This is a genomic window from Ralstonia sp. 25mfcol4.1 (assembly GCF_900104095.1).
GTDB lineage: Bacteria > Pseudomonadota > Gammaproteobacteria > Burkholderiales > Burkholderiaceae > Cupriavidus.
Genome location: NZ_FNJO01000012.1, coordinates 44,093 through 67,423 on the forward strand (window position 1 = coordinate 44,093; position 23,331 = coordinate 67,423).

Sequence of the window (23,331 nt, forward strand, 5' to 3'; positions counted from 1 at the left end):
CGATCGGCAAGCCGCCGGTCAACGCTGCTCGTACACGACCTGGCCGTCGACCAGGGTCATGCGCACGCGCCCTTCCATCTCGTAGCCGAGCCATGGCGAATTCTTGCCCTGGCTCTTCAGTGCCGAACGCTCCACTTTCCACATCTGCTTCGGATCGAAGATGCAGATGTCCGCGGCATTGCCTGCGGTCAGCGATCCGGCGTGCAGGCCGATCACGCGGGCCGGTTCGCTGGTGATGCGGGCCAGCGCCTTGACCAGCGGCACGTTGTGCTCGGCGGCCCAGCGCAGCGTCAGCGGCAGCAGCAGTTCCAGGCCGGTGGCGCCCGGGGTAGCTTCGGCGAACGGCAGCAGCTTCTCGTCGTCGTCCACGGGAGTGTGGTCCGAACACAACGCATCGATGGTGCCATCGGCCAGCGCCGCCACGATAGCGTCGCGGTCGCGCCCGCTCCTCAGCGGCGGCGTGAAGCGCATCTGGCTGTTGAAGAAGCCGATGTCCATGTCGGTCAGCGACACATGGTGGATGTTCACGTCGCACGTGACCGCCAAGCCTTCCTTGCGGGCCTGGCGCACCAGTTCCAGCCCGGCCGCCGAAGACAGGCGGCACAGGTGAACGCGCGCGCCCGTGGCACGCATCAGTTCGAAGATCGTATGCAGGCGCACCGTTTCGGCGATCACCGACACGCCGGACAGGCCCAGCCGCGACGCCACCGCGCCGCTGGCCGCCACGCCGCCGCCCAGGAACGGATCCTCCGGGCGCAGCCACAGTGTGAAGCCGAACGTCTGCGCGTATTGCATCGCGCGCTGCAGCACCTTGGTGTCCTCGATCGGCATCTCGGCCTGGCTGAAGCCGACGCAGCCGGCCTCCGTCAGCTGGCCCATCTCGGTCAGCGCCCGGCCCTTCAGGCCCACCGTCAGCGCGCCCAGCGGATAGACGTGGGTCTGGTTCAGCCGGCGCGCACGGAACTTGAGCATCTCGACCAGGCCGGGCTCGTCGAGCACGGGATCGGTGTCGGGCGGGCACACCAGGCTCGTCACGCCGCCGGCGGTGGCTGCGGCCACCTCGGATTCGAGCGTCGCCTTGTATTCGTAGCCCGGCTCACGCAGGCGCGCGGACAGGTCCACCAGGCCCGGGCACACGATCAGGCCACGGGCATCAATGGTCTTGTTGGCGTTGAAATCGGCAGGCGCCTGGCCCACGGCGACAATCTTGCCGGCGGCGATATACAGGTCCTGTTCGGCGTCGACGTTCGCGGCCGGATCGATCAGGCGGCCACCCTGGATGCGGATCTTCATGTCTTCTTGCGATGTGCGGTTCGTTATATCCAAGGTGCTGCTCAATCGTTGTTGCCGGCTACGATGCCCATGACTGCCATCCGGACGGCGATCCCAAAGGTCACCTGGTTCAGGATCACCGACTGCGGGCCATCGGCCACGGCGGAGTCGATCTCCACGCCGCGGTTCATCGGGCCCGGGTGCATCACGATGGCATCGGGCTTGGCCAGCGCCAGGCGCTCCGGCGTCAGGCCATAGGCCTTGAAGTATTCCTGCGCCGACGGCAGCAGCGCGCCGCTCATCCGCTCGTTCTGCAGACGTAGCATGATCACCACGTCCACGCCCTTCAGGCCCTCTTCCATGTTGTGGAAGACGCGTACGCCCATCTGCTCCAGCCCGGACGGCAACAGCGTGCGGGGGCCGATCGCGCGCACTTCGGGCACGCCCAGTGTGGTCAGCGCGTGGATGTCGGAACGGGCCACGCGCGAGTGCAGGATGTCGCCGACGATGGCTACCGTCAGGTTCGTGAAGTCCTTCTTGAAATGCCGGATCGTGTACATGTCCAGCAGGCCCTGCGTCGGGTGCGCGTGGCGGCCGTCGCCGGCGTTGATCACGTGGACGTGCGGCGCCACGTGTTCGGCGATCAGGTACGGCGCACCCGAGCTGGCATGGCGCACCACGAACATGTCGGCCGACATCGCCGACAGGTTGTTGATGGTGTCCAGCAGCGACTCGCCCTTGCTGGTCGACGACGCATTGATATTGAGGTTCAGCACGTCCGCCGACAGGCGCTTGGCGGCGATCTCGAACGTGGTGCGTGTACGCGTGGAGTTCTCGAAGAACAGGTTGAACACGCTCTTGCCGCGCAGCAGCGGCACCTTCTTCACGTCGCGGTCGGAGTCGGACAGCGAAACGAACTGGCTGGCGGTGTCGAGGATGTGCGTGATCATGTCACGCGACAGCCCCTCGATCGACAACAGGTGCTTGAGCTCTCCGTTCCGGGTGAGCTGCGGGTTGCGGAACATCTTGGTCATGGCAGGTGGGTCGGGCGCGGGTTCGGTCTGGCGGGTTCGGTCTGGATACGGCTTCGGTGCTTGACGTTCTGATGGCGTCTCGGGTTGACACTCAGGTGCGCGCTTCGGTGGCGAAGGCAAAGCGCGTCGCGGCGCCTTCGCCCTGGCGCGACAACACCAGCGTCTTGTCCTGGGGCAGCTCGACGGTGGCCGCGGCATAGTCGGCGGCGAACGGCAGTTCGCGGCCGCCACGGTCCGCCAGCACGGCCAGCGCCACGCGCGCGGGCCGGCCATAGTCGAACAGCTCGTTGACGGCGGCGCGGATCGTGCGGCCGGTGGCCAGCACATCATCGATCAGCAGGACATTGCGATCTTCCACGGAAAACGGCAGCGTGGTCGGCTGGGCCTGGCTGTGCAGCCCCTTCTTTGCGTAGTCGTCGCGGTGGAAGGCCACGTTGATCACGCCGTGCTCGCCCAGCTTCAGGTCCGCCGCCAACCGTTCGGCTATCCAGGCGCCACCGGAGTGGATGCCCGCCACGGACCAGCGCGCGCGGTCGCTGGACGGCATCAGGGCCTGGGCCTGGTCGCGCAGCGCGTGATATAGCGCCTCGGCGTCGGGGGTAGAGGTCTGAGTCATAGCGGGATTTCGTCGAAATACTGTTGCAGGATGATCCGGGCGGCCTCGGCGTCCAGCGCGCCGCGCTTTGCCCCGGCCATCGAGGCGGCGCGCGACGAATAGCGTTCGTCCACCCAGTCCACGGGCAGGTTGAACCGCCCGGTCAATTGGTTGCCAAAGCGGCGCGCAAGCCGCATCGACGCCTGTTCCGCGTCATCGGGTCCGGCTTCGGGGTTGACGGGCATGCCGACCACCAGCCGCACCGGCGACCATTCCTGGATCAGCGCGCCAACCGCGTCGAAGCGGGCCTCGACCGTCACATTCGGGAGTATGGTGAGCGCGCGGGCCTGCCGGGTGATGAAATTCCCAAGCGCCACGCCGATTTTTTTCTCGCCATAGTCGAACGCGAGCACCGTGCCGTCGCGGGGCGTCTCGCGCCCCGCCTGCTCAGGCATGCCCGGCTTCGCCCGACAGCATCGTCACGTCGATGCCAAGCAGGCGCACGGCTGCCGCGAAGCGTTCTTCGGGCGGCACGCTGAAAATGATTTCGGGATCGGCCTGGACGGTCAGCCAGCCGTTGCGGCTCAGTTCTTCCTCGAGCTGCCCGGCGCCCCAGCCCGCGTAACCGAGCGTCAGCAGGAACCGGTGCGGGCCGCTGCCGTTGGCCACGGCTTCGAGCACGTCCTTGGATGTGGTCATTTCCAGCCCGCCGGGCACCGCCAGCGACGACACATAGATGCCGACCGGGTCATGCAGCACAAAGCCGCGCTCGGTCTGCACCGGGCCGCCGAAGTAGACCGGCTGGTGGGCAACAGGCTGGATTTCGAGCTTGAGATCGATCTTGTCGAATAGCGTGGCCATGTCGATGTCGATCGGCCGGTTGATCACCAGGCCAAGCGCGCCACGCTCGTTATGCTCGCAAAGGTAGACAACGGAACCCGAAAACGTCGGATCGGCCATGCCAGGCATGGCAATCAGGAACTGATTGGTGAGATTGATAGAAGCTTCGGGCGTCGCCATGGCTTGCATTCTACCAAATCGCACCCCGGCTGCTGCGGAAAACTTCTGCCCGCAAGCGCACTTTACGACGCCCGCCCAGCGCGCCTCAGTCCCCCGCCGACTTCAGCGCCACCATGTCCTCTGGCGTCAGCCAGCGCCATTCGCCCAGCGCCAGCGCCGGGTCCAGCCGCAGCCCGCCGATGGCGCTGCGATGCAGGGCCGTCACATGGTTGCCGGTGGCTGCCACCATCCGCTTGACCTGGTGATACTTGCCCTGCAGCAGCGACAGCCGCAGGCTGCGTTCGCCGGTGGCCTCGCAGGCATGCGCGGCAATCGGGGCCGGTTCATCGTCCAGTTGCACGCCGGCGCGCAAGGCTTCCACCTGCTCGGGCGTCACTGGATCGAACGTGGTCACCTCGTACACCTTGGGCACCTGCTTCTTCGGCGACGTCTGGGCGTGGATGAACTGGCCGTCGTCAGTCAGGAGCAGCAGGCCCGTGGTGTCGTGGTCGAGCCGACCCACCGCCTGCACCTCGCGCTGGCGCAGCGGCACGGGCAGCAGGTTGAATACGCTGGGATGATGGCGCGGCCGCTGCGAGCATTCGTAGCCGGCCGGCTTGTTCAGCATCAGGAAGGCCTTGGTGCAGGCCAGCCATTCCTCGCCGTCGACGGTCAGGCGCAGGCCGTCAACCTCGAAGCGTGCACCCGGGTCTTCACACAGCACGCCGTTGACCTCAACCAGCCCGGCCTCCACCAGGTCGCCACAATAGCGGCGGGTGCCGAAGCCTTGGGATTGCAGGATGCGGTCGAGTGTAATGGCCATGAGTGATCTGGAAACTGCTTGTAAATGGTAGGGAAGTCTCTGGAGGCTATGTTAGGTTACGGCGATGTCGAGATCACCTTCCCCTGCGCCCGCACCGGGCGAACGTCTGCCTTACCGGATTGACCGGCAATTCGCGCGCGGCCTGGTCTGGTTCCGGCGCGACCTGCGCATGGACGACCACGCGGCGCTGCATTATGCCCTCAAGCACTGCCAACAGGTATGGTGCGTGTTCGTGTTCGACCGCGAAATCCTCGATCCGTTGCGCGAACGCGGGCTCAAAGCCGACCGGCGCATCGAATTCATCCTGAAATCGCTGGATCCGCTGCGGCAGGCGCTGACCGATGCCGGCGGCGGTCTGATTGTGCTCGACGATTCGGCGCGCAATGCCATCCCGCGCCTGACGGCGGAACTCGATGCCGGGGCGGTGTTCGCGAACCACGACTACGAGCCCAGCGCCAAGGACCGCGACGCCACCGTGCGCCGTGCGCTGGCGGCGGATGGGCGCGAACTGCTCACGTTCAAGGACCAGGTAATCTTCGAGGCCAGCGAGATCCTGACCGGCCAGGACCAGCCGTTCAGCGTATTCACGCCGTACAAGAACGCGTGGCTCAAGGCGCTTCGGCCGTTCGACCTGCGCCCCTATCCGGTCGACACATACCGCAAGGCGCTGGCCCCGGTGCCGGCCGTGCACCGGAAGGCTCTGCCCACGCTTGAGTCGCTGGGCTTTGCGCCCAGCAACCTCCAGGACATCGAGATGCCCACGGGCATGGATGGCGCCCAGGCGCTATTCCACGAATTCCAAACCCGCATGGGCGATTACGGCCAGCGCCGCGACTTCCCGGCGCTGCGCGGCCCAAGCTACCTGTCGGTGCATCTGCGTTTTGGCACGATTTCTATTCGCGCGCTGGCGCGTACCGCGCACGAAGTCGTGCAACAGGGCGGCGCTGCCGCTGCCGGCGCCGCCATCTGGCTGTCCGAACTGATCTGGCGGGATTTCTATTTCATGATCCTGCACCACCACCCGCGTCTGGCCGAGGGCAAGTCGTACCACCCTGAATACGATGCGATCCGCTGGGTCGACCTTCATACCGGGAACCAGTATTTCGAGGCCTGGTGCCAGGCCCGCACCGGCTACCCGCTGGTGGACGCCGCCATGTTGCAGATCCGCCAGAGCGGCTACATGCATAACCGGCTGCGCATGGTCACGGCCAGCTTTCTGGTCAAGGACCTGGGCGTGGACTGGCGCCGTGGCGAGCAATACTTCGCCGATCAGCTCAACGATTTCGATTTCTCGGCGAACAACGGCGGCTGGCAGTGGGCGGCGTCCACCGGCTGCGACGCGCAGCCCTACTTCCGCATCTTCAACCCGGTCACCCAGTCGGAGAAATTCGACCCGCAGGGGCGCTTCATCCGCAAATACCTGCCGGTGCTGGCAAAGCTGCCGGACAAGTACATCCATGCGCCATGGACGGCGCCGGACGATGTGCTGGTTGCCGCGGGGGTGAAACTCGGGGAGAACTATCCCGAGCCCATCGTCCAGCACAAGGTGGCACGGATGGAGGCGCTGGAGCGGTATGGGGCGGTGAAGGGGTCGAAGGCAAAAGCTGCGGATTGAATCCGCCGGGCGGAGCGTTGCACCCCGCCCGAATTACGCTGAGACGATCAGGCCGCGCCCGAATTACGCTGAGACGTTCAGGCCGCCAGCATGGCACTTTCCCGATAGTGCTTCTGGGCCTCCTCGGGACGGTCGGTTTCCTCGAACAGGCGCGCCAGCGCCAGATGCGCGCGCACGCAGATGCGCTGCTGCGCGTCGCGGTCGGCATACCGCAGCGCGCGTTCGAAGCTCGACTGCGCCTTGCCCCACAACTGCTCGCCCAGGCAGAGCACGCCCAGCGTGTAGTACAGGTCGGCATCGTTCGGATGGTCGACCAGCCACTTTTCGGCCTGCTGGATCTGCGGCAGCGCCTTGCCTGGCTCGGCGCAATCGGCGTAACGCTGCACAAGCCGGCTGTCCCAGTTGACCTTCAGGGCTTCCTCGACGATCCGGCGCGCCTCGTTCTGGCGGTTCAGCGCCGAGAAATAGCGTGCGGCCTGTTCGGCGATGCGCACCGCGTGCCGCTCGTCGGGCGACAGCGAGCGCCAGAAGTGGTAGAGCGACTCCGCGTCATGGCGGCGTTCCTCGAGCATCGCTTCCACGGCCATCTGCTTGAGGCGCAGCGCCAGCACCGGGTGCAGCGCGTTGCGCTTTTCCAGCGACCGGGCCAGGCGCAGCACCTCGGTCCAGTTCTTCAGATGCTGGTGCGCACGCAGCGCGATCCGTTGCACGTGAATCTGGCGCCCGCCTTTTTCCTGCAGCAGGGCGATGGTTTCCAGCGCGCCCTCGGGATCGCGGGCATCGACCAGCAGTTCGGCCATCGACACCAGACGGGCCTGTTCGCGCTCCGGATCGGTCACCTGCGACATCCATGCGTCGCGACGTTCCGATTCCTGCATCCGGTGCGCGGCGCGCGCGCCCACCAGTGCGGCGGTCTGCGCCTGCTCGGGCCACGTCTGCGCTTCCTTGGCCGCGCGCTCGGCGCGGGCAAAGCGACCGGCGAACAGGTTTTCGATGGACTCGCGCAGCGCGGCCTGGGCCTTGCTCATGCGGCTGCGCTCCCGGTACGCGGCGGCCCGGCGCGGCATTTCGGACAGATGCCGCATCGTCGACATGACGGTCCACACCACGAAGAACACCAGCAGCAGCAGTGCCAGCGTCAGGTTCAGCGACATCTCCACGCGGTACGGCGGATAGAACAGCACCACGTTGCTGTGATTGAACTGCGTGAACAGCGCCAGCCCCACCGCGCCGCCGAACAGGACGGCCACCCAGAAAAGCAGTCGCATGCGGCTACTCCTTCTTCAGGGCGCGCAGCGCGCCAAGGCTTTCGGCCATGGTCGGCAGCGACACGCTCACCGCGCTGGCCTGCGACTGCTTGAGCAGCGTCAGCACGCCCTGCACGCGGCGCGAGCGGGTATCGAAATAGCGGCCGATCATGGCCTGCGCGGCGGCCAGGTCGTTGCGGAAGACCGGTTCGTTGCGCGACAGCAGCGCCAGCCGTGCGTTGAGCAGCCGCAGCTTCACGTTCTCGCGCAGGAACCAGCCCTGGTCGCCGGACAGCAGCAGCGCGTTGGTGTCGTCCACCTTGCGCACACGGATTACCTGGCCCAGTTCGGACAGCACGTAGTCCCACGAGCGGGTCAGGAAATTGCCCGTGGCGGCAGGGGCCGACGCGGCGCCCTTGGCATCGGTCCTGGCCGGCTTCTCGTTCTCGCCCGGCACGCGGTCGAGCATGCGTTCCCCGGACAGCAGCGGCAGCGCGTCGATCTGGTTGATCGATTCGTCCAGCTTGATGGCCGCGCCGGTCAGGTCCGTATCGGGCACCGCCTTCATGCGCGCGATGTCGCGGGCGATGGCGCGGCGCAGCTGGTTGTACTGCGGCTTGTCGGCGCGTGCCAGACGCGCGTCAGCACTCTGCAGCGCCGACAGCGCCACCTGAACATTGCCCGTCAACTGGAGCTGCTGTCCGGCATTGGTCAGCAATTGCTGGATTTCGGCGATTTCCCAGTCATCGCGGTTACGCATCAGGTCCTGGTAGACCTGCTCCAGCGCGGCCTGCTTGTCGCGGGCTTCCACCACCTGACCATCGAGCGCGCCGACCTTGGCCTGCAACTCCTTGACCGTGTCCTGGGCGTTCTTCGACAGCACGCGCGTTTCCTGCACCAGCGCATCGTTGCTCTGCTGGCGCCGTGCAAGTTCCTGGGTCAGGTGTTCCACGCGCATCTGCAGCCAGAAGAAGCCGCCAGCGATGGCCAGGACCAGGACGACGGCGACCACCCACCAGGCGGCCATGCCACGACGGGCACCGGCGTGCCCAGCGGGCGCATGCGTAGTAAAAGACGTGCCGGCACCACCGGATGGTGCGGCCTGGCTAGACGAGGGGGACGTAGTCTCTGGCGTCACGCGTTCGACCTTCGTTGTCGTGGGTCCTGTGGACCCTGTTGATTCTGTGGCTGCCGGTGCGGGCGCGGGCACCGGTGCGACCGGCACCGGCGGCTCTACCGGGACAGGCGCCGGCACCACTGGCTCGGGCGCCGCAGGGCCCGCGTGGGCATTGCCCCATTGCGTACATGCGGCCAGCAGGCCGGCATCGCCGGGCGCGGCGGGCATCACGTGCGCAAAACCCAGCGCCTGGGCCTGCGCCGCAATTCTCGCATGCGGCGCAATGCACTGCATCTGCTTCAGGCGTTCGTGTTGCTGGGGCGACAGGTGCAGGCGCGCCAGCGCATCGAGGTTGCGGACGGCTTCCGAACTGGTCAGCAGCCAGGCATACGGCGGCGCGTCGGGCTTGAGGCTGTCGCGCACGGCCTGCCACTGCATGCCGGTCGGCTCGGGCAGCGTGCGGCTGTAGGCCTCCACGCCATCCACCGTAGCGCCAGCTTCGCGCAGGCGGTCGCCCAGCCAGTCGCGGCCGCCGTTGCCGCGGATGATCAGCACGCTGCGGCCCGCGAACGCGCCCGGCGTGGTGTCGAGTTCGGTCCAGAGGGCTTCGGAGTCGAAACGGGGCGCATCGGCGGGAGCATCGGCCTCGCCCTGCGCGCCAGCGGGGGCAATCACGCGATGGGTCGGCGGGGCGATGCCGCGCTCGGCCAGCGCCGCCACACTGGATGGGCCGACCACGGCCACGGGAACGTCCGATGGCCATTGCGCCGGGCCGGCGGTATTCTGCACCTGCGCCAGCGCGTCCAGCGCGAACGACACCGCGTTCGGGCTGACGAACACCACCAGCGCATAGTCGGCCAGGCGCGCCAGCGCCGCGCGCAGCGGTGTGTCGTCGGCGGCCGGGCCGATGGCCAGCAGCGGGAATCCGAGCACATCGAGACCGGCGGCATGCAAGGCCTCGGTCAGTTGCCGGGACTGCCCGGCGGGTCGCGTGACTACGACGGTCGGGCGAGGCATCGGGCGTTCCTCAGGCGGGGCCGGCGGTCGACAGTGCAGCCAGTACGGCGTCGGCGCCCTGACCCAGCAGGTCGCCCGCCACGGCGGCGCCCAGTTGCTCGGCTGTCTGCACCGATTCCACGGGCGCCGTGGCATGGGCGCGCACGCTGCGGGTGCCATCGGGCAGCGCGACGAAGGCGTCGAGCTGCAGCGTGGCGCCGTGCCAGCGCGCGTGGGCGGCCAGCGGGACCTGGCACGACCCGCCCAGGCGGCGCGATACGGCACGTTCCGCCGACACCGCCAGCAGCGTCGGCACATGGTTGAGCGGCGCCAGCCATTCGGCCAGTTCGGGGCGGTCCGAGCGGATCTCGATCCCCAGCGCACCCTGCCCTGCGGCCGGCAGCGAGCTGTCGGGCTCGATCAGCGCGCGGATGCGGTCGCCTAGGCCCAGGCGCTTCAGGCCGGCTGCGGCCAGAATGATCGCGCCATATTCGCCACGGTCGAGCTTGCCCAGACGCGTGTCGAGATTGCCGCGCAGCGGCTTGATCACCAGCTGCGGATAGCGGCTGCGCAGCGCTGCCTCGCGGCGCAGGCTGGATGTCCCCACCACGGTGCCCGCCGGCATGTCGTCGAGCGAGGCGAATTGCGCGGAAACCAGCGCGTCGCGCGGATCTTCTCGTTCCATGACGGCCGTCAGCGCAAACCCTTCGGGCAGCTCCATCGGTACATCCTTGAGCGAATGCACGGCCAGGTCGGCGCGACCCTCGGCCATGGCCACTTCAAGCTCCTTCACGAACAGGCCCTTGCCGCCTACCTTGGACAAGGTCTTATCGAGAATTTGATCACCCCTTGTCGTCATGCCGAGAATGGACACATCGCACTGGGGATAGTATTGTTGCAACGCAGCACGCACGTGTTCAGCCTGCCACATCGCCAGCCGGCTTTCGCGCGACGCGATGACGAGCTTGTGTGGCATGCTGCGTGACGCTGCAGCGGACGGAGACGACGGTTGGGCAGGTGCTTGCATGCGCGCATGTTAGCACGCACCCCCTCGCAAAACCGCCAGATTGCCAGACCAGAAGTGACTTTCCGGCACGCGATTGATGCCGGTCGAATCCCCTGCCAGGTGTATGGGGTTCGATACATATAAGCCATGCAGTGAGACGAGGAGATAAGTCAATGACGCAGCCTGCTGCGCGCCCCACCGGTCGTGTCCGTTCCATCGGCCGCAAATCAGTTACGCCAGCCTCAGGCCAGCATGACGCGAAAGGCACTGCCCCGGGCACTACCCCGGGCCCGAAGAAATCCCCCGCCCGCAATGCCAGGGCATCGGGCAAGCCAACGCTGTCTGTGGTGACGCCGGAAGGCAATACCGTCGCCCCGGCCCGCCGCACCGCGGACAAGGACCTGCCGCTGCGCGAGGACATCCGATTCCTGGGCCGCCTGCTGGGCGAATGCGTGCGCGAGCAGGAAGGCGATGCCGCCTTCGACCTGGTCGAGACCATTCGCCAGACCGCCGTGCGCTTCCGCCGCGAGAACGACCGCGCCGCCGGCGCCGAGCTGGACCGCCTGCTGAAACGGCTGTCGCGCGACCAGACCAATTCCGTGGTGCGCGCCTTCAGCTATTTCTCGCACCTGGCCAATATCGCCGAGGACCAGCACCACAACCGCCGCCGCCGCGTGCATGCGCTGGCCGGATCGCCGCCGCAGCCAGGCAGCATGGCCCGTGCGCTTCAGGCCATCGACGCCGCCGGCGTCACCGGCAAGCAGGTGCGCGACTTCCTGGACGGGGCGCTGATCATGCCGGTGCTGACGGCGCACCCGACCGAGGTGCAGCGCAAGTCGATCCTCGACGCCGAGCGCGAGATCGCCCGCCTGCTGGCCGAGCGCGACCTGCCGATGACGGCGCGCGAGCGCGACCACAACACGGCGCAGCTGCGCGCCCGCGTGACCACGCTGTGGCAGACCCGGATGCTGCGCAACACCCGGCTGATGGTGGTAGACGAGATCGAAAACGCCCTCTCCTATTACCGCACCACGTTCCTGCAGGGCATTCCGCGCCTGATGGCGGAAATGGAAGAGGACATCGCCGAGGTCTTCCCGCGCCGCGGCAAGGCCGGCGTCGCGCCCGCCCCGCTGGCGCCGTTCCTGCAGATGGGTTCGTGGATCGGCGGCGACCGCGACGGCAATCCGAATGTGACGGCCGAAACGCTGCAGCATGCCGCGCAGCAGCAGTCCACGCTGATCATGCTGTGGTATCTCGATGAAGTCCACGCGCTGGGCGCCGAGCTGCCGCTATCGTCGCTGATGGTCGACGCCAGCCCCGAACTGCTGGCGCTGGCCGAGGCTTCGCCCGACCATTCCGAGCACCGTGCCGACGAGCCGTACCGCCGCGCGCTGATCGGCATCTACGCCCGCCTGGCCGCCACCACGGAACGTCTGACCGGCCATGTGGCCCAGCGCCACCCGGTGGCCGACGTGGCACCGTACGACAACGCCGAGGCGTTTGCCGCCGACGTGCAGGTCGTGCTTGATTCGCTGCGCTCGCACCACGGCGGCGCCCTGGCCCGTGGCCGCATCGATTCGCTGGTGCGCGCCATCGCCATCTTCGGCTTCCATCTGGCATCGGTGGACATGCGCCAGGTGTCCGACGTGCATGAAGCCGTGGTGGCCGAGCTGTTCAAGGCCGCCGGCATCGAGGCCAACTACGCGGGGCTGTCCGAGGAGCGCAAGCAGGAACTGCTGCTGGCCGAACTGCGCCAGCCCCGCCTGCTGATGCTGCCCTGGCACGACTATTCCGAGCAGACCCGCAAGGAGCTGGCCATTTTCGCCATGGCGCGCGACCTGCGGGCCCGCTACGGCAACCGCGTGGCGCGCAACTACATCATTTCGCACACCGAGACGCTGTCCGATCTGGTGGAAGTCATGCTGCTGCAGAAGGAAACGGGCATGCTGCGTGGCACGCTGGGCAGCAAGACCGACCCGGCCCGCATGGAGCTGATGGTCATTCCGCTGTTCGAGACCATCGAGGATCTGCGCAACGCGGCCGGCATCATGCAGTCGCTGCTGGACCTGCCGGGCTTCGATTCGGTGATCCGGCACCATGGCGTCGAGCAGGAAGTGATGCTCGGCTATTCGGACTCGAACAAGGACGGCGGCTTCCTGACGTCGAACTGGGAGTTGTACAAGGCCGAACTGGCGCTGGTGAAGCTGTTCGAAGAGCGCCGGGTGACGCTGCGCCTGTTCCACGGCCGCGGCGGCACCGTGGGCCGGGGCGGCGGCCCCACCTACGAGGCCATCCTGTCGCAGCCGCCGGGCACCGTGAACGGCCAGATCCGCCTGACCGAGCAGGGCGAAATCATCAACAGCAAGTTCGCCAATCCGGAAATCGGCCGGCGCAACCTGGAAACGGTGATCGCGGCCACGCTGGAGGCGTCGCTGCTGCCCACGCAGAACGCACCGGCCGGGCTGGCCACGTTCGAGGGCATCATGCAGCAGCTGTCGGACCACGCGTTCCGCGCGTACCGGCACCTGGTCTATGAGACACCGGGCTTCAAGGATTACTTCTTCGCCACCACGCCGATCACCGAGATTGCCGACCTGAACCTGGGTTCGCGGCCGGCCTCGCGCAAGCTGATGGACAAGAAGCACCGCAGGATCGAGGATCTGCGGGCCATTCCGTGGGGCTTTTCGTGGGGCCAGTGCCGCCTGCTGCTGCCGGGCTGGTACGGCTTCGGCAGCGCGGTCAAGGCGATGCTCGACGCGGCGCCGGACGAAAAGTCCCGCAAGGCCTGCGTGGCCACGCTCAAGCGCATGGTCAAGACCTGGCCGTTCTTCCGCACGCTGCTGTCGAACATGGACATGGTGCTGGCCAAGACCGACCTGGCCGTGGCCTCGCGCTATGCGGCGCTGTGCGACGACCCGGCACTGCGCAAGACCGTGTTCTCGCGCATCAGCGCCGAGTGGCACCTGACCTGCGACATGCTGTCGCTGATCACGGGCCGCGCGGAGCGCCTAGCCGAGAATCCGCTGCTCGCCCGGTCGATCAAGAACCGCTTCGCCTACCTGGACCCGCTGAACCACCTGCAGGTGGAACTGCTCAAGCGTTACCGGGCCGGCAAGGATGCCGACGACGTGCGCGTGCGGCGCGGGATCCACTTGACGATCAACGGCGTGGCGGCCGGGCTGCGCAATAGCGGTTGACGCCGTGTGATCTTTTCGCTGGTTTTCTCCCGTCTCCCGCTCGCGGGAGAGGGGTCGGGGGAGAGGGCGCGGCGGTTCAAACTGCGCCCGTCGCATCCTGAGCGGCCTGCCCTCTCCCCCAGCCCCTCTCCCGCGCCCGGGGAGAGGAGAGCCAACCGCCAGCATTTGTCCCCCTCCCAGGCGATATAATCGCCGTTTCCGATTTTCCGCCCTGCCCCTGACATGACCTCCCAACTTGCCAAGAAAGGCGAAGCCTGGTCCGCCCGCTTCTCCGAACCGATGTCCGACCTGGTGAAGCGTTACACCGCGTCGGTCTTCTTCGACAAGCGCCTGGCGCTGTTCGATATCCAGGGCTCGCTGGCACATGCGGCCATGCTGGCGAAGCAGGGCATCATCGCCGACGCCGACCGCGCCGAGATCGAGCGCGGCATGACGCAGATCCGGGGCGAGATCGAGTCCGGTGCGTTCGGGTGGAAGCTCGACCTGGAAGACGTCCACCTCAATATCGAAGCGCGCCTGACCGCGCTGGTCGGCGATGCCGGCAAGCGCCTGCACACGGGCCGTTCGCGGAACGACCAGGTGGCCACCGACATCCGCCTGTGGCTGCGCAGCGAGATCGACAACATCATCGGCCTGCTGGGCGACCTGCGCGGTGCGCTGCTGGACCTGGCCGAAAAGAACGCCGACACCATCCTGCCGGGCTTCACCCACCTGCAGGTGGCGCAGCCGGTGACGTTCGGCCACCACCTGATGGCCTACGTGGAAATGTTCACGCGCGACGCCGAGCGCATGGCCGACTGCCGCCGCCGCGTCAACCGCCTGCCGCTGGGCGCCGCCGCGCTGGCCGGCACGAGCTACCCGATCGACCGCGAATTCGTGGCGCAGCAGCTGGGCTTCGACGGCGTGTGCCGCAATTCGCTGGACGCCGTGTCGGATCGTGATTTCGCCATCGAATTCCTGGCCGCCGCGTCGCTGGTCATGACCCATATCTCGCGTTTCAGCGAGGAACTGGTGATCTGGATGAGCCCGCGCGTCGGTTTCATCGACATCGCCGACCGCTTCTGCACGGGCAGCTCGATCATGCCGCAGAAGAAGAACCCCGACGTGCCCGAGCTGGCGCGCGGCAAGACCGGCCGCGTCTACGGCCACCTCAACGGCCTGCTGGTGCTGATGAAGGGCCAGCCGCTGGCGTACAACAAGGACAACCAGGAAGACAAGGAACCGCTGTTCGACACGGTGGACACCGTCGTTGACACGCTGCGAATCTTCGCCGACATGGTGCCGGGCATCAGCGTCAAGCCCGACAACATGCGCGCCGCCGCGCTGCAGGGCTACGCCACCGCCACCGATCTGGCCGATTACCTGGTCAAGCGCGGCCTGCCGTTCCGCGACGCCCACGAGGCCGTGGCCCACGCCGTGCGCGCCTGCGACGACCGCCGCTGCGACCTGGCCGACCTGACGGTCGAGGAATTGCGCCAGGTGTCCGGCCTGGGCGACAAGGCTTCGCTGATCGGCGACGACGTGCATGCCGTACTGACGCTGGAAGGCTCGGTCGCATCGCGCAACCATATTGGCGGCACCGCGCCGGACCAGGTCCGCGCCGCCATCGCCGCCGCACGCAAGGCGCTGTAAGTTTCGCGTAAGTCTTCGTGGCAAAAAAGCCGCTGTGCCAATTGGCCAGCGGCTTTTTGTTTGGCCATGGGTGCTCTCCCCCCTCCCGCAAGCGGGAGCGGGGCGGGGGAGTGGGCCAGCGGCTCTGCTTGCTGCCATGTCGCAGTTTGAACCGCTAAAACCCTGTCCCCCGGCCCCGCTCCCACCGGTGGGAGCGGGGAGCAACCATCGTGTTTGCCAAACCTTCTAGGACAATCCCCTAGCGCCCACATAAATTGTTACAGATACACTAATCGGCGCATAAAACCGGGGGAGACAACCCATGAACTACTTGCTTGGTCTGTCACGACAGATCGACAGGTTGAATCAGCACACGGGCAGGCTTGCAAACATCATGATCCTGCTGTCGTGCCTGATCAGCGCAGGGAACGCCCTGCTTCGTTACGGCTTCAACCTTAGCGACAACTGGCCGCTGGAACTGCAGTGGTACATGTTCGCCATTGCCGTGATGTTCGGCGCGTCGTACACGTTCCAGCGCAACGAGCACGTGCGCGTGGACCTGATCTACGGCAACGTGTCCGAACGCGCGCAGCACTGGATCGACATCTTCGGCATCATCGTGTTCCTGCTGCCGTCGACGATCCTGTTCACGTGGTTGTCGTGGGAATCGCTGTTCCTGCCTTCGTGGCGCATTCTCGAACAGTCGGGCAACTCGGGCGGCCTGCCCCGTTATCCGATCAAGCTCGTGGTGCCCATCGGCTTTGCCCTGCTCACGTTGCAGGGGATTTCCGAACTGATCAAGCGCTTTGCCGCCCTGAAGGGCCTGGTGCGCATCGAATCGAAATACGAAAGGCCGGTGCAATAATGATTCCATTGGAATATATGCCGCCGCTGATGTTTGGCGGCCTGGTGGTATTCATGCTGATCGGGTTCCCGGTCGCATTCTCGCTCTCGGCGGTGGGCCTGGCCTTCGGCTTCCTGGCCATCGAATGGGGCTACTTCCCGCTGCAGTTCCTGCAGGCCGTGCCCAGCCGCGTGTTCGGCAGCGTGCTGGCCAATGAACTGCTGCTGGCGATTCCGTTCTTCACCTTCATGGGCGCGATCCTTGAGAAATGCGGGCTCGCGGAGGACATGCTCGACTCGATGGGCCAGCTGTTCGGCCCGGTGCGGGGCGGGCTGGGCTACTCGGTGATCATCGTCGGCTTCATCCTGGGCGCGATCACCGGCACGGTGGCCGCGCAGGTGATCGCCATGGCGATGATCTCGCTGCCCGTGATGATGCGCTACCGCTACAACATGAAGTACGCCACCGGCGTGCTGGCCGCATCGGGCACGATCACGCAGCTGGTGCCGCCGTCGCTGGTGCTGGTGGTACTGGCCGACCAGCTCAAGACGCCGCTGGGCAGCGCCGACGTGGGCAGCATGTACCTGGGCGCCTGGGGTCCGTCGGTCGTGCAGATTGCGCTGTTCGCGCTCTATACCTTCGTTTTGACCCGCATCAAGCCCGACTGGCTGCCGCCGGTGCCGCCCGAGGCCCGCACGCTGCGCGGCTGGGCGCTGTGGGGCAAGTGCCTGCGCGGCATCATCCCCTGCGCGGTGCTGATCTTCCTGGTACTGGGCACGATCATGCTGGGTATCGCCACGCCGACCGAATCGGGCGCGATGGGCGCCGTCGGCGCGCTGGTGCTGGCCGTGATCCGTGCCAAGGGCTTCAACCGGATCGACCGCAACATCTACCGCATCGGCATTGGCGCCACGCTGGTGGCGGCGGCGGTGGGCGTGTTCGCGTTCGGCTCGCATGTGTTCCGGATTCCGCTTGCCGTGGCGTACCTGGTGGTGCTCTGGCTGCTGATCCGCGCCGGACAGCTGACCGAACTGCGCCTGCTGATCGTCGAGGCCTACCAGTCCACCGCCCGCATTACGGCGATGGTGGTGTTCATCCTGATCGGTTCCACCTGCTTCTCGGTGGTGTTCCAGGGCGTGGACGGCGGGGCATGGGTGGAGCACCTGTTCACCTCGCTGCCAGGCGGCTGGATCGGCTTCCTGATCGTGGTCAACCTGTTCATCTTCTTCCTGGCGTTTTTCCTGGACTTCTTCGAGATCGCGTTCATCGTGGTGCCGATGCTGGCCCCGGTGGCGGTCAAGGTCCTGGCGCCGGTGGTGGCCGATTCGATGGGCGGCAACCCCGAGGCCGCCGCCACCGCCGCGCTGGTCTGGTTCGGCGTGATGCTATGCGTGAACATGCAGACGTCGTTCATGCACCCGCCGTTCGGTTTCGCGCTGTTCTACCTGCGCGGCATCGCGCCGAAGGAAGTCAAAAGCTCGGACATCTACTGGGGCGCGCTGCCCTGGGTCGGCCTGCAACTGATCATGGTGCTGCTGGTGATGTTCTGGCCGGGCATGGTGACCGGGCTGCTCGACAAGGGATCGCTCAAACATAGTAATTCCGCCGAAGTCAGTATTCCGCTAGGCGGGCAGGAAAGCGAGAGCAAACCAGGCGGGCCGGCATCGACACCGGGCACGCTGGAGCTGCCGGGCAGCAGCAGCGAAAGCGAACCCGCCGCACCGCAATTCCAGTTCGAGAAGGGCAAGTAATGGCGGGAAGCATGGTCGGATAAGGATGCGCCGGGCAAGGCTGCTCCATCCCGACCACGGCAAAACAAAAAACCCCCGGCCTCGCGGCACGGGGGTTTTTCGTTTGGATCGAACGAAGCCTTACTGCTTCACGCAGTCCACGAAGTACGCCGTCTGGCCATCGACCTCGTCTTCCACCAGGCCGTGGATATCGGTTTCGAAGCCCGGGAACAGCTTGTTGAACTCGCGCGCGAACTTCAGGTACTGCACGATGGTGCGGTTGAAGCGTTCGCCCGGGATCAGCAGCGGAATGCCCGGCGGGTACGGCGTCAGCAGGATGGCGGTCACGCGGCCTTCCAGCTCGTCCACGGGCACGCGCTCGATCTCGCGGTGCGCCATCATCGCCCAGGCGTCCGACGGCTTCATCGCCGGCTCCATGTCCGACAGGTACATCTCGGTGGTCACGCGGGCCACGTCGTTGGCCTTGTAGACGCTGTGGATGGCGTCGCACAGGTCGCGCAGGCCCATCCGCTCGTACTGCGGATACTTGCCGACGAACTCGGGCAGCACGCGCCACAGCGGCTGGTTCTGGTCGTAGTCGTCCTTGAACTGCTGCAACTCGGTCACCAGCGAGTTCCAGCGGCCCTTGGTGATGCCGATGGTGAACATGATGAAGAACGAGTACAGACCCGTCTTCTCGATGATGATGCCGTGCTCTGCCAGGTACTTGGTGACGATGGCGGCCGGGATACCGCGTTCGCTGAACTCGCCGTCCACGTCCAGGCCCGGGGTGATGATGGTGGCCTTGATCGGGTCCAGCAGGTTGAAGCCATCGGCCAGGTCGCCGAAGCCGTGCCAGCGCTCGTTGGCCTTGAGCATCCATTCGTCGCGGTCGGGCACGCCTTCCTCGGCCAGCGTGTCCGGGCCCCAGACCTTGAACCACCAGTCGCCGTTGTTCACGACGTCGTAGTCGGCCTCGACCTTGCGCACGGCGCGGCGGAAGTCCAGCGCCTCGGCAATGCTTTCCTCGACCAGCGCGGTGCCGCCTGGTGCTTCCATCATGGCCGCCGCCACGTCGCACGACGCAATGATCGAATACTGCGGGCTCGTCGAGGTGTGCATCAGGTACGCCTCGTTGAAACGGTAGCGGTCCAGCTTGCGGGTCTCGGAATCCTGCACCAGGATCTGCGATGCCTGCGACAGGCCGGCCAGCAGCTTGTGCGTGGACTGCGTGGCGAACACCAGCGCGTCCTTGCTGCGCGGCCGGTCCCGGCCAATCGCGTGCATGTCACGGTAGAAATCGTGGAACGCGGCGTGCGGCAGCCAGGCTTCGTCGAAATGCAGCGTGTCGATCTCGGACGTCAGCATTTCCTTAATCTGCTCGGCGTTGTACAGCACGCCGTCGTACGTACCCTGCGTGATCGTCAGGATGCGCGGCTTCTGGTTCTTGGCCTTGCTGGCGAACGGATGGTTCTCGATCTTCTTGCGGATGGTCTCCGGATCGAACTCGCTCTTCGGAATCGGGCCGATGATGCCGTAGTGGTTGCGCGTCGGCATCAGGAACACCGGGATCGCGCCGGTCATCATGATCGCGTGCAGGATCGACTTGTGGCAGTTGCGGTCCACCACCACGATGTCGCCCGGCGCCACGTTGGCGTGCCAGACCATCTTGTTCGACGTCGACGTGCCGTTCGTCACGAAGAACATGTGGTCCGAATTGAAGATGCGCGCGGCATTGCGCTCGGACGCCGCCACCGGGCCGGTGTGGTCCAGCAGCTGGCCCAGTTCTTCCACGGCGTTGCAGACGTCGGCGCGCAGCATGTTTTCGCCGAAGAACTGGTGGAAGACCTGGCCCACCGGGCTCTTCAGGAACGCCACGCCGCCCGAGTGGCCCGGGCAGTGCCACGAGTACGAGCTGTCCTGCGCGTAGTCGATCAGCGCCTTGAAGAACGGCGGGGCCAGCGTGTCCAGATAGACCTTGGCCTCGCGGATGATATGGCGCGCCACGAATTCGGGGGTGTCCTCGAACATGTGGATGAAGCCGTGCAGCTCGCGCAGGATGTCGTTCGGAATGTGACGCGAAGTGCGCGTTTCGCCGTACAGGAAGATCGGCAGGTCCGTGTTGCGGCGGCGGACCTCGTTCACGAATGCGCGCAGCTTCTCGATGGCGGCGGCTTCGGGTTGGTCGTCGGCGCGCACGAACTCGTCGTCGTCGATCGAGACGATGAATGTGGAAGCCCGGCTGGCCTGCTGGGCGAACGATGTCAGGTCGCCATAGCTGGTCAGACCCATCACTTCCATGCCCTCGCGCTCGATGGCCTCGGCCAGTGCGCGAATGCCCGAGCCGGAAATGTTCTCGGAACGGAAGTCTTCATCGATGATGATGACGGGGAAGCGGAATTTCATCGGGCAATCCTTGATGAGGGTGCTTGTAAAGACTTGAGCCACATGGCCGCCGGGAGGTTCCCGCAACAGCGACATGTGGCTCGTTCGTCAGGTCTGGCGCCCGGGCTGTTGCGCCCGGTGGCGCCGCCGGCGCGTTTCACACGCCGGCATTGTGAGGCAGGAATATGACAGGGCGTCAGGTCTTCGGCAGCGTGACACCGTGCTGGCCCTGGTACTTGCCGCCGCGGTCCGCATACGAGGTCTCGCAGATCTCGTCCGATTCGAAGAACAGCACCTGGGCGCAGCCCTCGCCGGCGTAGATCTTGGCCGGCAGCGGCGTGGTGTTCGAGAACTCCAGCGTCACGTAGCCTTCCCATTCGGGCTCGAACGGCGTCACGTTGACGATGATGCCGCAGCGGGCGTATGTGCTCTTGCCCAGGCAGATGGTCAGCACGCTGCGCGGAATCCGGAAGTACTCCATCGTGCGGGCCAGCGCGAACGAGTTCGGCGGGATGATGCAGACGTCACCCTTGAAGTCCACGAACGACTTCTCGTCGAAATTCTTCGGATCGACGATGGTGCTGTTGATGTTCGTGAAGATCTTGAATTCGTCGGCGCACCGGATGTCGTAGCCGTAGCTCGACGTGCCATAGGAAACGATCTTGCGCCCGTCCGACTCCCGTACCTGGCCGGGCGCGAACGGTTCGATCATGCCGTGTTGTTCCGCCATGCGGCGGATCCACTTGTCGGATTTGATGCTCATATAGACGTGGCAGGAGGGTCGGACGGCTGGCCGGCCATAGCCCGGCGCCGCTGGAATGGGGCGCATTGTACAACCATTCGCCGGGCGGACCCCGGGGGAAACCCGATGCACCCCCGGCGAGGTCAATTCAGGCCGGACGCCCGTCTCCCGTCAGGCGGAAGACGGGCCGGCCGAGGCTGCCAGCGCCCGGCCAGGTCGCCGCAATCAGATTGCCGCAATCACGCCGCACGCGATGCGGCCACCCGCATTGCCCGTGGGCTGGGTGCGATAGTCGTCCGGATCCTTGTGGACGATCACCGACCGGCCCACCACGCTGTTCGGGCCGGCACCCACGGTTACGTCGCTCATCACGAACTGCGCGCGCGCATTGCCGGAGGAATCGGCCGTCAGGTTGTTCATGTCGCCGGCATGGTGTTCAGGCATCGACATCTGGCCATGCGGCTTGGCGCCCGGATTGAAGTGGCCGCCCGCGCTCATGCCGTCCGGCGCCGAGCAATCGCCCTTTTCGTGGATATGGAATCCGTGCGTGGTGCCCGGTGGCAGGCCGGTCACCGCCACCACCACCATCACGCCGCCGCCCGGCTGCTGCTCGAACGTGACGCGCCCACCGGTATTGGTGCCGCTCCTGGACGCCAGCGGCGCGGCGGCCCGGGTGGCGCCGGGGGCGGCCATGGCCGCGCTGGCCGTGGGCGCGGCCGACGGGCTCTTGTCCGTCTGCGCACAGCCGGCCGCCAGCACCGCGGCAGCACCGACCGTCAATCCGAAAAGTACACGTTTCATGCCGTTCCTCCTCTTCTTGCTTGTGTGCGCGATGCCCGCGCGTGAACGTCGACGCCCTGCCGTGTGGATTGTAGGACAGGCGCCCGGCACGACAATGTCGGACAGCCTCCCATTTTCCTGCTGCCCCTTCAAACGCTTCAGGTGTTCTGGACCACGATGCTCGGAAACTTGTTGCTCATGTCGCGCGCCTTGTCGGCAACCTTGATGGCTACCTTGCGCGCGACTTCGCGATAGATCCCGGCGATCTGGCCATCGGGATCGGCCACCACGGTCGGATGGCCCGAATCGGCCTGCTCGCGGATCGACAGGTTCAGCGGCAGGCTGCCCAGCACGTCCACGCCATAGTCGGCGCTCATCTTCTGGGCGCCGCCGGCACCGAAGATGTGTTCTGTATGGCCGCAGTTCGGGCAGCAGTAGACGGCCATGTTCTCGACGATGCCAAGAATCGGGATGCCGACCTTCTCGAACATCTTGAGGCCCTTGCGGGCGTCCAGCAGGGCAATGTCCTGGGGCGTGGTCACGATCACCGCACCGGTGACCGGCACCTTCTGCGACAGCGTCAGCTGGATGTCGCCGGTGCCCGGCGGCATGTCGACGATCAGGTAATCCAGGTCCGTCCAGTTGGTCTGGCGCAGCAGTTGTTCCAGCGCGGAGGTCACCATCGGGCCGCGCCAGACCATCGGGTTGTCCTGCTCGATCAGGAAACCGATCGAATTCGCCTGCAGCCCGTGGCCCTGCAGCGGCATCATGGTCTGGCCGTCGGTCGATTCCGGGCGGCCGCTGATGCCCAGCATCATCGGCAGGCTCGGGCCATAGATATCGGCATCGAGCATGCCCACGCGCGCGCCCTCGGCGGCCAGGGCCAGCGCCAGGTTCACGGCCGTGGTGGATTTGCCCACGCCGCCCTTGCCGGATGCCACGGCGATCACATTGCGCACGCCCGGCAACAGCTTCACGCCACGCTGCACCGCGTGGGCGACGATCTTCATCGACACCGCCACGCTGACGTTGGCCGCGGCGTCCAGCTTGCGCACGGCATCGGTCACGAGGTTGCGGATCAGGTCGAACTGGCTCTTGCCCGGGTAACCCAGCTCCACCTCCACGGACACGTTGTTGCCATCGACCCGCACGTTGCGGGCCGACCGCGTGGAGACAAGGTCCTTGCCCGTATTGGGATCGATGACCGTACGCAGGACTTCGGTTACCTGTTCAGTGGTGAGGCTCAAGGCAGACTCCGCTCTTGGAATGAAATAGTGGGGGATGCGAGGCGCGTAATGTAGCAAAAGAACGTCTGCCGGCAGCAGCCACGGTAGCAGG

At 66.2% G+C, this 23,331-nt stretch carries 18 protein-coding genes; 5 read left to right on the forward strand and 13 right to left on the reverse strand.

Features of this window, described 5'->3' with window-relative positions:
- Positions 1 to 18 precede the first annotated feature (18 nt).
- The 6 genes from BLQ58_RS20355 to BLQ58_RS20380 form a co-directional block, all read right to left on the reverse strand.
- On the reverse strand, positions 19 to 1,293 hold the full coding sequence (locus BLQ58_RS20355) for a dihydroorotase (protein ID WP_092601575.1): 1,275 nt from the start codon (positions 1,291 to 1,293) through the stop codon (positions 19 to 21).
- A gap of 41 nt (positions 1,294 to 1,334) precedes the next feature.
- Entirely contained in the window at positions 1,335 to 2,306 is a 972-nt protein-coding gene (locus tag BLQ58_RS20360; protein ID WP_092601577.1) for an aspartate carbamoyltransferase catalytic subunit, read from the reverse strand.
- A 91-nt stretch (positions 2,307 to 2,397) separates the two neighbouring features.
- On the reverse strand, positions 2,398 to 2,922 hold the full coding sequence (gene pyrR / locus BLQ58_RS20365; protein WP_092601579.1) for a bifunctional pyr operon transcriptional regulator/uracil phosphoribosyltransferase PyrR: 525 nt from the start codon (positions 2,920 to 2,922) through the stop codon (positions 2,398 to 2,400).
- Positions 2,919 to 3,356 carry a Holliday junction resolvase RuvX gene (gene ruvX, locus BLQ58_RS20370; RefSeq protein ID WP_092601581.1) on the reverse strand — a complete coding sequence of 146 codons (438 nt, stop codon included), beginning with the start codon at positions 3,354 to 3,356 and terminating at the stop codon, positions 2,919 to 2,921. The genes pyrR and ruvX overlap by 4 nt, the downstream gene beginning before the upstream one ends.
- Positions 3,349 to 3,921, reverse strand: a complete 573-nt coding sequence (locus tag BLQ58_RS20375) for a YqgE/AlgH family protein (RefSeq protein ID WP_092601787.1) — start codon at positions 3,919 to 3,921, stop codon at positions 3,349 to 3,351. Before BLQ58_RS20375 ends, ruvX begins: the two co-directional genes overlap by 8 nt.
- 85 nt (positions 3,922 to 4,006) lie before the next feature.
- Entirely contained in the window at positions 4,007 to 4,723 is a 717-nt protein-coding gene (locus BLQ58_RS20380; RefSeq protein ID WP_092601583.1) for a pseudouridine synthase, read from the reverse strand.
- A gap of 64 nt (positions 4,724 to 4,787) precedes the next feature.
- Between BLQ58_RS20380 and BLQ58_RS20385 the strand changes: the two genes are divergently transcribed.
- A complete protein-coding gene (locus BLQ58_RS20385; protein WP_092601585.1) occupies positions 4,788 to 6,338 on the forward strand; it encodes a cryptochrome/photolyase family protein in 1,551 nt (516 codons plus the stop codon).
- A 77-nt stretch (positions 6,339 to 6,415) separates the two neighbouring features.
- On the opposite strand, the gene BLQ58_RS20390 is transcribed toward BLQ58_RS20385, so the two are convergent.
- Genes BLQ58_RS20390 through hemC form a run of 3 tightly spaced genes read right to left on the reverse strand, consistent with a single transcriptional unit; the run spans position 6,416 to position 10,725 of the window.
- Complete coding sequence (locus BLQ58_RS20390) at positions 6,416 to 7,606, reverse strand: heme biosynthesis protein HemY (RefSeq protein WP_092601587.1); 1,191 nt, start codon at positions 7,604 to 7,606, stop codon at positions 6,416 to 6,418.
- Positions 7,607 to 7,610: 4 nt separating this feature from the next.
- Positions 7,611 to 9,719 carry a fused uroporphyrinogen-III synthase HemD/membrane protein HemX gene (gene hemDX / locus BLQ58_RS20395; RefSeq protein ID WP_092601589.1) on the reverse strand — a complete coding sequence of 703 codons (2,109 nt, stop codon included), beginning with the start codon at positions 9,717 to 9,719 and terminating at the stop codon, positions 7,611 to 7,613.
- A 10-nt stretch (positions 9,720 to 9,729) separates the two neighbouring features.
- Entirely contained in the window at positions 9,730 to 10,725 is a 996-nt protein-coding gene (gene hemC, locus BLQ58_RS20400; RefSeq protein ID WP_092601591.1) for a hydroxymethylbilane synthase, read from the reverse strand.
- Positions 10,726 to 10,877: 152 nt separating this feature from the next.
- Between hemC and ppc the strand changes: the two genes are divergently transcribed.
- The 4 genes from ppc to BLQ58_RS20420 all read left to right on the forward strand — a co-directional run bounded on the left by ppc (position 10,878) and on the right by BLQ58_RS20420 (position 18,107).
- Positions 10,878 to 13,901 carry a phosphoenolpyruvate carboxylase gene (gene ppc, locus BLQ58_RS20405; protein ID WP_092601593.1) on the forward strand — a complete coding sequence of 1,008 codons (3,024 nt, stop codon included), beginning with the start codon at positions 10,878 to 10,880 and terminating at the stop codon, positions 13,899 to 13,901.
- 222 nt (positions 13,902 to 14,123) lie between these two features.
- Entirely contained in the window at positions 14,124 to 15,533 is a 1,410-nt protein-coding gene (gene argH / locus BLQ58_RS20410) for an argininosuccinate lyase (RefSeq protein WP_092601595.1), read from the forward strand.
- Between the two features lie 301 nt (positions 15,534 to 15,834).
- Positions 15,835 to 16,377: a TRAP transporter small permease subunit gene (locus BLQ58_RS20415; protein WP_092601597.1), complete on the forward strand. Its 543-nt coding sequence runs from the start codon at positions 15,835 to 15,837 to the stop codon at positions 16,375 to 16,377.
- Positions 16,377 to 18,107, forward strand: a complete 1,731-nt coding sequence (locus BLQ58_RS20420) for a TRAP transporter large permease (protein ID WP_092601599.1) — start codon at positions 16,377 to 16,379, stop codon at positions 18,105 to 18,107. The genes BLQ58_RS20415 and BLQ58_RS20420 overlap by 1 nt, the downstream gene beginning before the upstream one ends.
- Positions 18,108 to 18,227: 120 nt before the next feature.
- On the opposite strand, the gene BLQ58_RS20425 is transcribed toward BLQ58_RS20420, so the two are convergent.
- From BLQ58_RS20425 to apbC, 4 genes are all read right to left on the reverse strand, one after another.
- Positions 18,228 to 20,492, reverse strand: a complete 2,265-nt coding sequence (locus BLQ58_RS20425) for an arginine/lysine/ornithine decarboxylase (RefSeq protein WP_092601601.1) — start codon at positions 20,490 to 20,492, stop codon at positions 18,228 to 18,230.
- 175 nt (positions 20,493 to 20,667) lie between these two features.
- Complete coding sequence (gene dcd, locus BLQ58_RS20430; RefSeq protein ID WP_092601603.1) at positions 20,668 to 21,234, reverse strand: dCTP deaminase; 567 nt, start codon at positions 21,232 to 21,234, stop codon at positions 20,668 to 20,670.
- Positions 21,235 to 21,438: 204 nt separating this feature from the next.
- On the reverse strand, positions 21,439 to 22,014 hold the full coding sequence (locus BLQ58_RS20435; RefSeq protein ID WP_092601605.1) for a superoxide dismutase family protein: 576 nt from the start codon (positions 22,012 to 22,014) through the stop codon (positions 21,439 to 21,441).
- Positions 22,015 to 22,151: 137 nt separating this feature from the next.
- Positions 22,152 to 23,240, reverse strand: a complete 1,089-nt coding sequence (apbC, locus tag BLQ58_RS20440; RefSeq protein ID WP_092601607.1) for an iron-sulfur cluster carrier protein ApbC — start codon at positions 23,238 to 23,240, stop codon at positions 22,152 to 22,154.
- Between the last annotated feature and the right edge of the window lie 91 nt (positions 23,241 to 23,331).